Below are 15,344 nucleotides of genomic sequence, written 5' to 3' on the forward strand. Positions count from 1 at the left end.
TCTTCTTCGTCTTGCTTAGTCATACCCTGCGCTCCGAGCTCTACAGCCCCTCAGCTCACATGCCGCCAGCGTAAAGAAAAAGTTTTTACGTTTGCTAAAACAGATAGTTAGTATTTACAAAACGTTCCTTCGTTGGGGAAGGGTGGGCCGCCGCTGTGGGTCAAGGGGGACACGGCCGAAGTCAAGAAGGGTGTCGTGACGAGAGGATCTTTTGTCGCGGCGGCAATCTTATGAAGGCTACCAGGTGGTGACGCGCAATCCGACGCGGATTTCCTGGCGGGCCATGGTGCCAGTGGCACCGGCGGCCGTATTGGCGGCGGAAGAGCCGAACATGTCGCCTCCCGCCACATGGCTGTAGCGGTAGCCAAGATCGAGCTTGACGTTCGGTGAGAGCTGATAGGCAAGGCCTGCCATCAATGCATAGGTGAAGCGCCAGTCGGCATCGCTGGAGCTGCGCGCGCTCGAAGCGACATCGCTGGCACAGCCGACGCAGGCGCTCGTCGTTCGGACATCGCCCCAGCTTACCCGGGTTGCACCGACGCCTCCCCCGACATAGGGGGTGAAACCGGCCACCGTTCCGAGATCGACATAGGCATTGGCGAGCAGGCTGCCCGCCTTGAAGGATGCGGAGGTCTTGCCGGTACATCTGGCTCCCCCTGCCCCATCAGCACAAGGTGAAGCCGTCGAAAACCTGCCACTGAAATCGCCGCGGAACAGGTCGCCCGTGACATCGGCGCGCACGAGATCGTTGAACTGATAGCCAATGCCGAGACCACCGGAGAAATCGTTGCCGCCAAAGCGGCTCTTGTCGAAACGCTCGCTGTCGTAACCGCCGCTGCTGGCGTCATAGCTGCGCAGCCGCGCACCGTGCAGGCTGGTTTGCACCGCATAGCCGAGATCGACACGGCCGTAAAACCCTTGCGCTTCCTTGACGCTCACCTCGGGCACTGTGATCTCGGGGGGCATATCACCGCCAAAGGCGGCACCCGCCGCCGATGCAGTCATCACCACGGCCGCTGCCAAAGCATCGAAGCGGATCATCGCAAGCACTCCTCACCGGGCACAAGGCCCGCATTCCAGCCAGACGCGCGCCAAGGCGAATCTGCCAACCGTTTTGATTTCATTAACCATAGGGAATTCGTGGTTAATGAAGGTTTAATCGGCCTTGCTTCGTCGTCGCGAAGACAAGCCTGTTGCCGATTGGTATCAGTCGATGGTCGCCCGCGCCGACAACGCAAAAGCCGCCCGGAGCGACCGGGCGGCTTTTGCGTTCGACGATCAAGATAGTTGTTTACTTGTAGACAGCCGGGGCGACCGGGATTTCGGCCGGAGGCATGTAGCTGGCCGTCTGGCAGCCACCGAAGTTGTAGCGCGCACCGATGCGGGCTTCGTGCAGGTTCAGACCCTTGTCGTAACCGGGACCACCATTTTCGGCAAAGCCGAACATGTCGCCGCCTTCGATGTGGCGGAAGCGATAGCCGACGTCGGCCTTCAGATTGCAGGTCAGGTCGATCGCGGTACCGGCCATCAGCGCGTAGGTGAAGCGCCAGCTACCACGGCCGTTATGGGTTACGGTTTCGTCGCAAGAGGACGAATCGGCATCCGAGCAAGACGTGTTGTGGAGCTTGTCCCACTTGATATAGGTGCCACCGAGACCGCCGCCGACGTAAGGCGTGAAGGCGCCGTAGTGGCCGATGTCGACATAGGCGTTGGCAAGCAAGCTCACGGCAGTCAGAGAGGAGCGGTCACGTGACGTCGCGGCAACGGCCGAGAAATCCGGTCCGCAACCGCCGCAATCGCCCTTTGTCGAGCCCTTGAAGTCCGACTTGAACAGGTAGTCGACCGTCGCGTCTGTGCGCAGGTAATCGTTGATCTGGTAGCCGACGCCACCACCGAGCGTGAAGCTGTCATCGAGTTTGGCAGAATCGAAGTCCTGCATGTTGCTGTTCGAGCCCTGGAAATAGTTGGCTCCGCGCAGGTCGCTGAAGGCGTAGCCGACATCGCCGCGCAAATACCAGCCGCTCGATTGCGCAACGGCAACTTCTGGCGGCGGGGCCTGTTCCGGCTGATAGAGATCGGCAGAGAATGCCGTCGTCGCAGCCAGGGCCAAGGCAATAGCCCCAATCAAGCTTTTCATCATGTTCGGCTCCCAAATTTGTCTAGCCGTTGGCGTGTTTGCGCATACCAAAACGGAGTTCATGAAGCGGATCATGCAATTAAATGGTTAAGGGCCGATTAAAAGCCCTGTTGCCCGGCTACCAAGCTGAGTGAAGCGGACGCCTGTCACCGGAAATTTAAAACTTTTTCGATTGTCGAGAATATCTTCTCACCTTTTGCCGACGAACGACGAACGGTCGTTCGTCGGCTATTTTCATCGGGCTTGCCCGGTCGTGGAGATGAGGTTGGCAATCAGCGCCGTCCATCCGGTCTGGTGTGAGGCGCCCAGCCCCCGGCCCGTATCGCCATGGAAGTATTCGTAAAATAACTGATAGCCCAGGATAGAGTCGCCAACGGGTGTAGCGCCGCTCTCCCCTTGGGGTACGAACAATCGGGCAAGGCGCTTGCTCAGCTCGTCGGCGACCCCGTCCAAGCTCATGAAAACGCCTGACCCGGTTGGGCATTCCACCAGGAAGTCCGGCCCGAAATAGCTATGAAATTTACGCAGCGCGTCGATGAAGAGGAAATTGACCGGCATCCATACCGGGCCCCTCCAATTAGAATTGCCACCGAAAAGACCGCTCTCCGCCTCCCCCGGCGTATAGGGCACCTCGATGGAAATGCCTTTTGCCTGGAAACGGTAAGGGTTGGACCCATAGATTTTCGACAGGGATCGAACGCCGAAATCGGAAAGAAACTCTTTTTCATCGAGCATGTGCCTGAGCAGCCCCTTCAAGCGATGACCGCGCAGCAACGACAGAAGGTGGCTCTCCCCCTCGCCATGCTCTGTCCAGCGCGAGACAAGGGAGGCAAGTTTCGGCCTGTTTTGCAGCAGCCAGCGCGAGCGGGCAGCAAAGGACGGCAGCTTGTCGAAAATATCGTTGTCCAGCACTTCGACGGCAAAGATCGGAATGAGGCCGACCAGCGACTGGATGCGGATCGGGACAGAGGATCCGTCCGTGTGGCGCAGCATGTCATAGAAGAAGCCGTCCTCCTCGTTCCACAGCCCCTCGCCGGTTTCGCCGATATCCGCAACGGCGCCGGCGATCAGCAGGAAATGCTCGAAGTACTTGCTCGCCATGTCCTCATAGACAGGATCGCTCAACGCCAGCTCGATGGCGATCTTCATCAGGTTGAGCGCGTACATCGCCATCCAGGCGGTGCCGTCGGCCTGATCGAGGACCATATTGTCAGGCAGAGCCTCCGAGCGGTTGAACGGGCTGATGTTGTCGAGCCCGAGGAAACCGCCTTGAAAGAGGTTGCGGCCGTCCGAGTCCTTGCGGTTTACCCACCAGGTAAAATTGAGCATCAGCTTGTGCATGATGCGCTCGAGGAACGAGATATCGTCGATGCCAGTCAGCTTGCGGTCGATTTCATAGACCTGTAGGGCCGCCCAGGCCTGCACCGGCGGATTGACGTCGGAGAAATTCCACTCGTAGGCCGGCAACTGCCCGGACGGATGCATGAACCAGTCGCGGGTGAGCAGCAACAGCTGCTGCTTGGCAAAATCCGGATCGACCAGCGCCACGGGCAGACAATGGAAAGCCAGATCCCAGGCGGCATACCAGGGATATTCCCAGGCATCCGGCATCAGGATGATGTCGGCATTGTTAAGATGGCGCCAGTCAGCGTTGCGCGCCTTGCGACGCTCTGCGGGCGGCGGCGGAAGATTGGGATCGCCGTCGAGCCAGCAGGGAACATCGAGAAAATAAAACTGCTTCGACCACAGCAGTCCGGCAATGGCCTGGCGGTGCACCGCCCGGGCAGATTGCGGGGCAATATCCTTTTGCACCGCGTCGTAGAAGGCATCCGCCTCCTGCCGCCGGAGTTCGACGATTGCGTCAAAATCGCCGAAGGGCGCGGGTGAAAGCCCGTCTTCCCGCCAGCGAAGGCGCATGGAGACCCTGCCCTTTGCCGGCACCTCGAAGATCTGTCGTGCCGCGACCTTGCTGCCGCTCTGCCGATCGACGGCCGATTGAACACCGGAGACGACGAAATCGTTGATCCCATCCTTGAAACGCCCGCCGGCCTCAGAGCCGAAAAGGAACGGCGAATTGGTGTCGTTTTCGCAGAACAACAGTTCGCAGGGCTGGTCGACGCTGAGGCGCCACGTCTTCTTAGCCGTCCGGGTGGCAAGCACGTCGCCATTCGCCTGCGCCTCCAGCCGCGGACGCTTTGGATCGTCCGACCAGGACCAGGTGTTGCGCGCCCAGAGCTGTGGCAGCAGATGAAGCACAGCAGCCTCATCCGACGCATTTTCCACGACGATATGCATCAGGATGTCGTCTGGCCCCGCCTTCGCGTATTCGATGCTCACGTCGAAATAACGCCCCTCGGCAAAGATTCCGGTATCGGCAATTTCGAACTCCGGATCGAGCCGCGTTCGTTTGGCGTTCTCGGAGCGGAGTTGTCCGTAGGGGAAAGCCGCCTGTGGATAGCGATAGATCATCTTCTGGTAGGAATGGGTCGGCGTTGCGTCGACGTAGTGATAGACTTCCTTGACGTCCTCGCCGTGGTTGCCTTCGGCGTTTGCAAGCCCGAACAGCCTCTCCTTGAGGATCGAGTCCTTGCCGTTCCAGAGTGCCAGCCCCAGACACCAGCGCATGCTCTCGTCGCAGAAGCCCGCAAGCCCGTCCTCCCCCCAGCGGTAGGCGCGGCTTCGGGCGTGATCGAACGGAAAGAAATTCCAGGCATCGCCGTCGGCGCTGTAGTCTTCGCGAACCGTTCCCCACTGACGCTCGGACACATATGGGCCCCATCGCCGCCAGGCAACACCGCGCTTAATCTCCTGCAGTCGTTGGCCTTCAGCCGTTGCCAGCACCGCATTATCGACAGTCGTCATCACTTACACACCGCACAGGAAACGAGCCGCACTGGGGTCGTTGGTTTGCATCAAGGCCGGATCAGATCCGTAAGCCCTCTGTGGGATACGTCAAGCGAGCATGGGTGGTTGAGCCGATCTTCAACACACGGCGCAATGTCGGCAATCATGCGCCACCGAAGACCGATCATGAAAAAATCTGGTCCGCTCGGGACGGTCCGATAAACATGCCGGTCAGGGATTTGCCTACTGGGAACTGCCTGGTGAGACCGGCAACCGCCGCTCCTGCTCACCGGTCCGCTGGGAATCCAATCCACCGACAAGACCCGGGTCCTGGCAGCCCGTACCGGTCACGGAAGCCGACGCTTCGCCCGCAGCCGACTTCAGACCCCTTGGATTGGCCTGGTAGAATTTTTCAAGCCGGCACTGGTGCATGGGAGGCTCTATATGGGATGTCTCATACGAATGTTCGCATATTAACAAATAGCGTGCCACCTGCAAGGCGTTCTCCACAGCTTAATGGGAGTGAATGAGCACTGTCACGCCGTGTGTCACGCCTTTCTGCAATCTCAAGCAGCTAAAGCCGATTTTGCAGTGTGTACAGCGTCGTTGGCAGCGTTTCGGCGGCGGGTGTGACAAGTGCGCATAGCTGTGCTCGCGTTGGGAACTGTCTATCGGCCTGGGGTTCTCTGTTCAGGGCAAATTAGGGTTCGATCCCGTTATGAACAAACGGTTCCCCTCCCCGAGGATGCCGCGTTCTTGGGAATGCGCTGCACTGCCTTGCAACGGGTCTGCGGGAGCGGTCCCCTGCGGTGTGTCGGTCCGACAGGGGAAGGTGGCCGGCCGGCGAACAACTGCATCAGCGACGGTGTTCGCGATAACGCGGTGATGTTGTTTCTAAAACGCTATGCGGATTTCGGACCGAGCAGGTCATGCTGGAACAAAATGATGTGACGCGGGCAGTTCAAAGTGTCTCTCGACTGCATCATAAAGCGCAAAGGGGAAAGGCCTCGGTGGCCCTTCCCCTTCGTGGTAGACGAATACGCAGCTATTATTTCTTGAGATCGAAACGGTCTGCGTTCATGACCCGCGTCCAGGCGGCGACGAAGTCCCGCAGGAATTTTTCGGCGGAATCGGACTGCGCATAGACTTCGCAAATCGCCCGGAGCTGCGAATGAGAACCGAAAATCAGGTCCACACGCGTTCCCGTCCAACGCCGTGCGCCCGTCTTGCGGTCCCGACCTTCGTATACGCCTTCCGAACCCTCGACAGGTGACCACACCGTGTTCATGTCGAGAAGGTTGATGAAGAAGTCGTTGGTCAAGGTCTCCGGTCTGTCGGTGAACACGCCATGCTCCGGCTGTCCCACCTTGAGAACCCGAAGCCCGCCAACCAGAAGCGCCATCTCTGGTGCGGTCAGCGTCAGCAGTTGCGAACGATCGACCAGTGCTTCTTCCGGCCTCATATATTGCCTGCCGGCGATATAATTGCGGAAGCCGTCAGCGCGTGGTCGCAGCGCCGCGAAGGAGGCCGCATCCGTCTGTTCCTGCGATGCGTCCATGCGGCCGGGGGTAAAGGGGACTGTGATATCGTGACCACCTGCCTTGGCAGCCTTTTCGATACCGGCAGAGCCTGCAAGGACGATCAGATCCGCCAGAGAGATCTTTTTACCGCCCGACTGAGCCCTGTCGAAGTCGGCTTTGATGCCCTCCAAAATTGCCAAAACCTTCGCCAGCTGCGCCGGCTGGTTCACCTCCCAGTCTTTTTGCGGCGCAAGCCGGATGCGGGCGCCGTTGGCACCGCCGCGCTTGTCAGAGCCGCGGAATGTCGAGGCGGAAGCCCAGGCGGTCGATGCAAGTTCCTGAACAGTGAGACCAGAGGCAAGCACCTTGGCCTTCAGGCTGACGATGTCTGCGTCATCCACCAAAACGTGGTCCACGGCTGGAATAACGTCCTGCCAGATCAGATCTTCCGCCGGAACTTCCGGCCCGAGGTAGCGGATCTTCGGTCCCATATCACGATGGGTGAGCTTGAACCAGGCCCGGGCAAACGCATCGGCGAACTCAGCGGGGTTTTCCAGGAAGCGCCGGGAGATTTTCTCGTAGGCAGGATCGACACGCAGCGCCAGATCGCTGGTCAGCATGGTTGGAAGACGCTTTTTCGACGGATCGAACGGGTCCGGGATTGAGGCTTCGGCGTTCTTTGCGACCCATTGCTTGGCACCGGCCGGACTTGTGGTCAGCTCCCATTCGAAACCGAACAGGTTCTCGAAATAGTGGTTGCTCCACTGTGTCGGCGTCTGCGTCCAGATGACTTCGAGGCCGCTACCGATCGCGTCGGCACCGACGCCGGTGTTGAACTTGCTGGTCCAGCCAAGCCCCTGGGCCTCGAGTTCGCCGCCTTCCGGGTCGATGCCGACGAAGGAAGGATCGCCTGCACCGTGGGTTTTGCCAAAGGTATGGCCACCTGCGATCAGTGCGACGGTTTCCTCGTCATTCATTGCCATCCTGGCAAAGGTTTCGCGGATGTCACGGGCGGAGGCAAGGGCATCGGGATTGCCGTTCGGACCTTCGGGATTGACGTAGATCAGACCCATCTGTACCGCGCCCAGCGGCTCGGCCAGCTCCCGCTCTCCACTGTAGCGCTCGTCGCCGAGCCACGAGCCCTCCGGCCCCCAGAACAGTTCCTCAGGCTCCCACACATCGGCGCGGCCACCGGCAAAACCAAAGGTCTTGAAGCCCATGGATTCGAGCGCAACGTTTCCGGTCAGAATATAGAGGTCTGCCCAGGAAAGCTTGTTGCCGTACTTCTGCTTGATCGGCCAAATCAGACGTCGGGCCTTGTCGAGATTGACGTTGTCCGGCCAGCTGTTCAAAGGCGCAAAACGCTGCTGGCCGGCGCCGGCGCCGCCGCGGCCATCGGTAATCCGATAGGTGCCGGCGCTATGCCAGGCCAAGCGGATGAAAAGACCGCCATAGTGGCCGAAATCAGCGGGCCACCAATCCTGGCTGTCCGTCATCAATGCATGGAGATCGGCCTTCACGGAGGCAAGATCGAGTGTCTTGAATTCTTCGGCGTAGTTGAAATCCTTGCCGAGAGGATCGGCGCGGCCGGCACCGTGGTGAAGGATCTGGACGTCCAACTGGTTGGGCCACCAATCGCGGTTGGAGCGAGGTTTCGGCGCCGGTGTATGCGCAACGGGACATTTTGCGCCCTGAGCGCTGGCTGGTTCATGGTCCATGATTTTCTCCTCGAAAAAATGCGTCCGCGCTGGAGCATCGAATTTCAACAGTTCGGCCTCCTTTGAAGATTTCGCATGAAACCCGAAATTTTCAAAAGATCGTTCCCGCCTGTCGGGACGGAACTTAGCGCAGGACTGCGATAAATTTAAGTTGGATTTATTGATCGTCGCGATAGGCTGAGGTTATGATCAATGTCACACTTGCGCGCTTCGCGAAATGCCATTTTTTCACTCCGGATCTTCAAGGCTGAACATCTCATTGCGTTCGTCGTAGGCAAACAGCTCTGCATACCTTGCCCATGAAACGATGGTCCTGAGGGTTTCGTCTGCGCGAGAGGCCGTCATATAGTCTTCAAGCTCGTTTCGGAAACGGGCTGCCGGGGCTGTGTGGGTGGTGCGTTCGTCGAGCACGCGCCTGATGAGGCCCAGCAGCGGCACGTAGGTGACCAGATGTTCGGCGAAGAGCTTCTTGCGGGCGTCGGTGGCCAGATGGGCGAATTTGGTTCCGGCTTCGGTGAGCACGAGGTCGCCTTCGCTGAGGTGGGCAAAGCGCAAGAGTTGCAGGGCTTCGCCGAAATGAAAGAGCTCATCCGCCTCGAGCTGCAGGGTTTCTGCAAGAACGGGAAGGTCAGCCCGCCCGTGATAGGGAGCCCCTGCCAGCGCCTCTATCAGTCCTGACAGGATATTGGTCGATACCGGTTCGAGCACCATGCCCATTCCGGTTCCCGGAATGCCCTCCATCTCGGTTGCTCGCGGCTCGGCTCTCTGGGTCATCAGCGCATAGATACTGTCGACCAGCTGCCGGAACACCGGATCGACGCGGTTCCTCGGGTGCATCAGGTCGATTTTGACCTCGCGGGCGACCCGGCCGGGGTTCGACGAGAACACCAGGATGCGGTCGCACATGAGGACGGCCTCCTCGATATTGTGGGTCACCATCAGCACCGACTTGATGGGCAGCCGGCCCTCGATCCAGAGGTCGATCATGTCCGTGCGCAATGTCTCGGCGGTGAGGACGTCGAGTGCGGAGAACGGCTCGTCCATCAACAGCAGGTCCGGATGGACGACAAGCGCCCGCGCAAAGCCGACGCGCTGGCGCATGCCGCCGGACAACTCCTTCGGATAGGCATTCTCGAAGCCGTCGAGGCCGATCAGGTCGATGGCAGCCAAGGCCAGCGATCGCCGTTCCGCCCGGTCGACACCCTTGGCCTCGAGGCCAAGCTCGACATTCTGCAGCACAGTCAGCCAGGGAAAGAGCGCAAAGGACTGGAACACCATCGAGATACCCATGGGTGGCCCGGCGATCGGGTGGCCGCGATACGTGGCCTCGCCGGACGAGGGCGGAAGCAGCCCCGCGATGATGCGCAGCAGCGTCGATTTGCCGGAGCCGGAGCGGCCGAGCAGTCCGACGATCTCGCCTTGGGAGATGGTCACGTCGACATTGTCGAGAACGACGACATCATTGCCGTTGGCCTTTGGGAAGGAGCGGCAGACCTTGCGGATATCGATCAGCGACGCCTTGGCGGTTTGGTCGAGCATAGGATTTGTCCCTTACGATAGGAGGTGTATCAGCCGAGCCGCAGGTGGCGTTCGCCGAAGGCGTAGAGCGGCCTCCAGAGCAGGCGGTTGAACAGGGTGACAAAGGTGCACATCACGACAATGCCGAGGACGACACGCGGGAAATCGCCGTTCACGGTAGCATTGGCGATGTAGGAACCGAGGCCGGGGGTCGTCAGCTGCGTATCGCCCCAGCTGGCGACCTCGGCAACGATGCTGGCGTTCCAGGACCCGCCGGAGGCCGTAATGGCACCGGTGATGTAGTAGGGGAAGACACCGGGCAGGATGACTTTGATCCACCAGCGCCAGCCGGAAATGTGGAAGCTGCGGGCGGCCTCCTTGAGATCGCTCGGAAAGGCGCTGGCGCCGGCAATGACGTTGAACAGGATATACCACTGCGTGCCGAGGATCATCAGCGGGCTCAGCCAGATGTTGGCGTTGAGCCCGAACCGGACGATCACCACCACGAAGACGGGGAAAGCGATGTTGGCGGGGAAAGCTGCCAGAAACTGTGCCAGCGGCTGCACCTTTTCGGCAAGTTTAGGGCGGAGACCGATCCATACGCCGATCGGCACCCAGATGAGAGTAGCGATGGTCATCAGGACAACGACGCGCAGGAGCGTGATCGAACCATATAGAACTGCGGTCGCCACATCCGACCAACCGATGTTGGCGCGCAGATAGTCTAGGCTGAGAAAGCCTCCCCAGGCTGCTGCAGCGACGATGGTAGCGATCCAGATCCAGTCTACCGCACGCGATCGTACAACGCCCCTCGCCTTCGAGCCAACCGGCACCAGGTTGGGCAGGCGAAAATTCCACACCTGCCGCGACATCCAGCGAAAGGGAGCCATGGCAATGCGCGTGACGCGTGACTTGTTTAACAGGTCCAGCATCCAGGATGTCGGCGCGACGCCCGAGGTCGTCGTTTCGAAACGAAACTTGTCGGCCCAGGCCACCAGCGGCCGGAACATCAGCTGGTCATAGAGCACGATGACGCAAAGCATGGCGATGACGGCATAGAATATCGCCATGATGTTCTGCTGCTTGATGGCCAGCGCCACATAGGACCCTATCCCGGGCAGGGTTATCGTGGTGTTGCCGACCGTGATCGCCTCCGAGGCAACGACGAAAAACCAGCCGCCGGACATCGACATCATGGTGTTCCAGACGAGCCCCGGCATGGCAAATGGTACGTCGAGACGCCAGAAGCGCTGCCATCCGCTCAGGTGAAAACCGCGTGCCACCTCCTCCAGGTCCTTGGGCTGGCTGCGCATGGACTGGTAGAGGCTGAAGGTCATGTTCCAGGCCTGGCTGGTGAAGATCGCAAACACGCAGGCAAGTTCGGCGCCGAGCACGCTTCCGGGAAAGAGATTGAGGAAAAAGGTCACGGTGAAAGTCAGGAAGCCCAGGATCGGAACCGATTGCAGGATGTCGAGGATCGGGATCAGCACCATCTCTGCCCGTCGGCTTTTGGCCGCAAGTGCGGCATAGACGAAGGTGAAAGCCAGCGAGAACACGATTGCCAGTAGCATCCGCAAAACGGTGCGCAGGGCATAGATCGGCAGGTTGGCGGGATCGAGCGAGAGTGGCGCGACGTCGAGGGCCGAAAGCGGAACTGTCGTCACCCTTGCGCCATAGGCGAAGAGCACGATGGCACCAATGACGAGGAGCAGCGCCATGACATCCCAATGGCTGGGCATCAACGACCGGCGAATGGCGAGCGGCGCAAGTTTCTGCAATTTCATGGGTCGCTCCTGTTTCGAGAGCCAATGCGTTGAACGTCCATAAGCGGCAGTTGCAGCCACTGCGATCGCCAGACGGTCGAGCGACCATCCGAGGTTTGTTGCAGAAAGACGGCATGCTTGCCCGGAAGATCACATCGCTGTCATCCCCCGGGTCCGACGACCGCATACTGCGGGGAAAACGGCTCGAACCTTGTCTGCTGCACGAATGCAGGGCTTTCGACGCGCCCAACCGGGACGGATGACACATAGAATAGCTTGCCTGCCCGGGCCATCCGAATTGAGGTTAGCGGGGCGACGCTTAGGCATAGGAACCCTATACCATGGTATATCCGGCAGAATTGATCTGACCACTGGCTGTTCGATCGGACACAAGTGGTCTACTGAGCGTGAAAGGGCGCGCGCTTTTTCACACGCCTGGCATTCATGAGATTTTCTGAAGGCTTGAGCTTTAAGCGACGAAAAATGCCGCGAAAACAGAGCGAAGAATTGGGCATGGCTGCCGGACAATGATGCACGCTATATTTTTGAAACAGCAGAAAAGGCCACGGTTGAGGGCGGCGTTCATCGTCTTGCTGATGATATCGATCTTTATAGCCGACACGGTGACGGACTTCGAAATCGCCTTTGCGGTTTTTTATATTGCAGTCATCCTGATCGCCATTGGATTTCTCTCGACACGGGGGGTTATCGCGCTCGCAGTGCTGTGCATTTGCCTGACTGTCGTTAGCCTGCTCCTGACCCGGCATGGGTCTTTCGAGGCCGGACTGTTCAACTGTGGCATCAGCGCGTGCGCCATCGGCATCACCACCTATCTGGGCCTCAAGACTGTCGCTGCCCAGGCCGCAGTCTATGACGCGCAGGAGCAGTTCGGCCGGATGGCACGTCTGACACGGCTAGGAGAATTGACGGCCTCGATCGCCCACGAGATCAACCAGCCGCTCGCCGCAGTGACGACCAGCGCCGATGCGTGCCGCCGCTGGCTGGACCATTCGCCGCCCAATCTCGACAGAGCGCGGCAGGCGGCCGAGCGAATTGTCGGTGATGCCAAGCGCGCCAGCGACGTCATCGTGCGGGTGAGAGGGCTGGCGAAAAACGACGTGCCCCATCGGGAAAGCTTCGACCTCAACGCGGCCGCAGCGGAAGCAATCGAAATGGCCCGTCACGAGATGGAGCGCAACAGCGTCGTACTGCGGCTCGATCTTGCGCAAGACATGGCAATGGTCATGGCAGACAAAATCCAGATACAGCAAGTGATCAGCAATTTGCTGCTGAATGCCATCGAAGCGATGACCGATGTCCCGAGCTTCAAAAGGGAGCTGGCCATCTCCTCGTCCTATGACGATGCGACAGGCGCCACCTTTATCGTTGCCGATTCCGGCATCGGAATGAAGCAATCGACAATCGATCATCTGTTCGAGGCGTTCTGGACGACCAAGGAAAGCGGCATGGGCATCGGCCTCTCCATAAGTCGTTCCATCATCGAAGCGCATGGCGGACGCATCTCGGTGACATCAGCGCCGCGCATGGGCACCACCGTCCAGTTCAGCCTGCCGGCCAAGGAGGACGATCAATCATGATCGGGCTCGGCCAGTTCGATATTTTGGACGATCCGGTCGTCTATGTGGTCGACGATGACGTATCCGTGCGCACCGCACTGGAGGATCTGCTTGCATCCGTGGGGCTGGCGGTCTTGACCTATGGTTCCGTACACGAATTTCTGAGCGCACCGATAGCAGACGCGCCTGGCTGTCTCGTCCTCGACGTTCGAATGCCCGGGCAAAGCGGCCTTGAATTCCAGCAACGCATGACGGCCATGGGAATTACGCTGCCCGTCATTTTCATCACCGGACACGGCGATATCGCCATGTCGGTCAAGGCGATGAAGAACGGGGCCATCGAGTTCCTGACGAAACCCTTTCGCGATCAGGACCTCCTTGATGCGATCCAGCTGGGCATAGACAGACACCGCCTGCAGCGAAAAGAGGAAATCGTATCGGCAAAGCTGCGCGAGCTCTGGCAGAGCCTCACCACGTCGGAGCAGGCTGTCATGGAATTGGTCGTTAAGGGCTTGCTCAACAAACAGATCGCCGGGCAGCTCGGAGTCAGCGAAATCACCGTCAAGGTGCGACGTGGCCAGCTCATGCGCAAGATGAACGTCAAGTCCGTGACCGACCTCGTGAGGATCTGGGACAAACTGAACCTCCGCAGCTGACCTCTGGCGGATCGAAGCCCTGTCGAAACCATTGGCCTGAACAGCGGCGTCGATCGGCAGATTTGGCCGCAGCGGGCAAGCTTACGGCAAGACCTGCCGCCAGCCCGCCTTAAACTGCGACCTATGGAATTCCCGGTTGCGGGGGCGCCTTGATGCGGGAGCACGAGATGAAGAATACGGACAAATTCTATATCGGCGGTGCATGGGTGGACCCCGTCGGTAAGGCCACTATCGATGTCACCGACCCCGCAACGGAACAGGCATTCGCGACGATTGCAATGGGCAATGCAGCCGATGCCGAAAGGGCGATAGCGGCTGCGAGGCAGGCCTTCCCATCCTTCTCGCAAACTTCGAGAGAGCAGCGGCTTGCCCTGCTCAGGCGAGTGCTCGAGGTCCTCAAGCGTCGCAACGACGAGATCGGCGACGTCATCTCGCGGGAGATGGGCGCACCGACAGCACTTGCACGCCAGTCACAGGCAATCCTTGGGGCTGCCCATTTTGCAGAAACAATCCGCGCATTCGAAAGCTTCGATTGGGAATACATGCAAGGAGACACGCGCATTATCCACGAGCCGATCGGCGTCGTCGCGATGATCACGCCCTGGAACTGGCCGATCAACCAGATTGCCTCCAAGGTCGCGCCGGCGCTGGCCACCGGCTGCACCATGGTGCTGAAGCCCTCGGAGATCGCGCCGCTGAATGCGATCCTGTTTGCGGAGATCATGCACGAAGCAGGTGTTCCCGCCGGTGTTTTCAACCTCATCCACGGCGATGGCCCGACAGTCGGCACGATCCTTGCCAGCCACCCCGATGTCGACATGATATCGTTTACCGGCTCCACCCGAGCGGGCATATCGGTGGCGACGGCAGCTGCCCCCACCGTCAAGCGCGTGCATCAGGAACTCGGCGGAAAGTCACCGAACGTCGTTCTGCGAAGCGCTGACCTTGGCGCGGCGGTGACGATGGGCGTGCGCCGATGCTTCGATAATTCCGGCCAGTCCTGCAATGCGCCGACGCGCTTGCTCGTGCCGATGGAACGGATGGACGATGCCATCGCGGCAGCGGCAAAAGCCGCCGGTGAAATTGTCGTCGGGTCGCCGGCGGACCCGTCAACGACGATGGGGCCTGTGGTCAGCCAGCAGCAGTTCGACAAGATCTAGAACCTCATCCGCAAGGGGATCAACGAGGGCGCCGAGCTGATTGCCGGCGGCAATGATCGGCCGGATCACCTGGACGTCGGCTACTACATCAAGCCGACCGTCTTTGCGAAGGTCGCCAACGACATGACGATTGCGCGGGAGGAGATCTTTGGTCCTGTGCTGGTCATGATCGGCTATGAAACCGAGGATGAGGCAGTCGCCATTGCCAACGACACGCCGTACGGCCTTGCCGCCTACATCCAGGGGGACGCAAGCGAGGCACGCGCCCTGTCACGAAAGCTGCGAGCGGGAATTGTGCGTATCAATAATTCTGCCTGGGATGGCGCCGCACCGTTCGGCGGCTACAAGCAATCCGGCAATGGCCGTGAGTACGGCAAGTTCGGCATCCACGAGTTTACCGAGATCAAGGGTGTCGTCGGCTATGCCGGCACCTGAGAACCAGAGGCTTTAG

General features: G+C 59.7%; 8 protein-coding genes and 1 pseudogene. 3 read left to right on the plus strand and 6 right to left on the minus strand.

Annotation, left to right across the window (positions count from 1 at the left end; genetic code table 11):
- Positions 1 to 237: 237 nt before the first annotated feature.
- The 6 genes from J5289_RS21820 to J5289_RS21845 all read right to left on the minus strand — a co-directional run bounded on the left by J5289_RS21820 (position 238) and on the right by J5289_RS21845 (position 11,521).
- Complete coding sequence (locus J5289_RS21820) at positions 238 to 1,041, minus strand: outer membrane protein (RefSeq protein ID WP_209207304.1); 804 nt, start codon at positions 1,039 to 1,041, stop codon at positions 238 to 240.
- Positions 1,042 to 1,291: 250 nt separating this feature from the next.
- Positions 1,292 to 2,140, minus strand: coding sequence for an outer membrane protein (locus J5289_RS21825; protein WP_143123218.1), 849 nt, complete (start codon positions 2,138 to 2,140; stop codon positions 1,292 to 1,294).
- A 231-nt stretch (positions 2,141 to 2,371) separates the two neighbouring features.
- The gene (locus J5289_RS21830) at positions 2,372 to 4,999 is read right to left on the minus strand and encodes a glucosidase (RefSeq protein ID WP_209207303.1); all 2,628 of its coding nucleotides are present in this window, start codon (positions 4,997 to 4,999) and stop codon (positions 2,372 to 2,374) included.
- 1,030 nt (positions 5,000 to 6,029) lie between these two features.
- Positions 6,030 to 8,219, minus strand: a complete 2,190-nt coding sequence (gene katG, locus J5289_RS21835) for a catalase/peroxidase HPI (protein WP_209207302.1) — start codon at positions 8,217 to 8,219, stop codon at positions 6,030 to 6,032.
- Positions 8,220 to 8,447: 228 nt separating this feature from the next.
- Positions 8,448 to 9,758 carry an AAA-associated domain-containing protein gene (locus tag J5289_RS21840; RefSeq protein WP_209207301.1) on the minus strand — a complete coding sequence of 437 codons (1,311 nt, stop codon included), beginning with the start codon at positions 9,756 to 9,758 and terminating at the stop codon, positions 8,448 to 8,450.
- 29 nt (positions 9,759 to 9,787) lie between these two features.
- Positions 9,788 to 11,521, minus strand: coding sequence for an ABC transporter permease subunit (locus J5289_RS21845; protein WP_209207300.1), 1,734 nt, complete (start codon positions 11,519 to 11,521; stop codon positions 9,788 to 9,790).
- Between the two features lie 524 nt (positions 11,522 to 12,045).
- Here J5289_RS21845 and J5289_RS21850 point away from each other — a divergent pair.
- The 3 genes and pseudogenes from J5289_RS21850 to J5289_RS21860 all read left to right on the plus strand — a co-directional run bounded on the left by J5289_RS21850 (position 12,046) and on the right by J5289_RS21860 (position 15,328).
- Positions 12,046 to 13,098 (plus strand): sensor histidine kinase, encoded by a 1,053-nt coding sequence (locus tag J5289_RS21850; RefSeq protein WP_247750729.1) that lies wholly within the window; start codon positions 12,046 to 12,048, stop codon positions 13,096 to 13,098.
- Positions 13,095 to 13,733: a response regulator transcription factor gene (locus J5289_RS21855; protein ID WP_209187905.1), complete on the plus strand. Its 639-nt coding sequence runs from the start codon at positions 13,095 to 13,097 to the stop codon at positions 13,731 to 13,733. Before J5289_RS21850 ends, J5289_RS21855 begins: the two co-directional genes overlap by 4 nt.
- Before the next feature lie 167 nt (positions 13,734 to 13,900).
- A pseudogene (locus tag J5289_RS21860) lies at positions 13,901 to 15,328 on the plus strand (aldehyde dehydrogenase family protein).
- The last annotated feature ends 16 nt before the right edge of the window (positions 15,329 to 15,344 follow it).

The organism is Rhizobium sp. B230/85 (genome assembly GCF_019355735.1).
Classification (GTDB): domain Bacteria; phylum Pseudomonadota; class Alphaproteobacteria; order Rhizobiales; family Rhizobiaceae; genus Rhizobium; species Rhizobium rhododendri.

Excerpts from the sequence above, each read along its gene's own strand:
- J5289_RS21820 (WP_209207304.1), bottom strand. The coding sequence starts at position 1,041 with ATGATCCGCTTCGATGCTTTGGCAGCGGCCGTGGTGATGACTGCATCG.
- J5289_RS21825 (WP_143123218.1), bottom strand. The coding sequence starts at position 2,140 with ATGATGAAAAGCTTGATTGGGGCTATTGCCTTGGCCCTGGCTGCGACG.
- J5289_RS21830 (WP_209207303.1), bottom strand. The coding sequence starts at position 4,999 with ATGACGACTGTCGATAATGCGGTGCTGGCAACGGCTGAAGGCCAACGA.
- katG (WP_209207302.1), bottom strand. The coding sequence starts at position 8,219 with ATGGACCATGAACCAGCCAGCGCTCAGGGCGCAAAATGTCCCGTTGCG.
- J5289_RS21840 (WP_209207301.1), bottom strand. The coding sequence starts at position 9,758 with ATGCTCGACCAAACCGCCAAGGCGTCGCTGATCGATATCCGCAAGGTC.
- J5289_RS21845 (WP_209207300.1), bottom strand. The coding sequence starts at position 11,521 with ATGAAATTGCAGAAACTTGCGCCGCTCGCCATTCGCCGGTCGTTGATG.
- J5289_RS21855 (WP_209187905.1), top strand. The coding sequence starts at position 13,095 with ATGATCGGGCTCGGCCAGTTCGATATTTTGGACGATCCGGTCGTCTAT.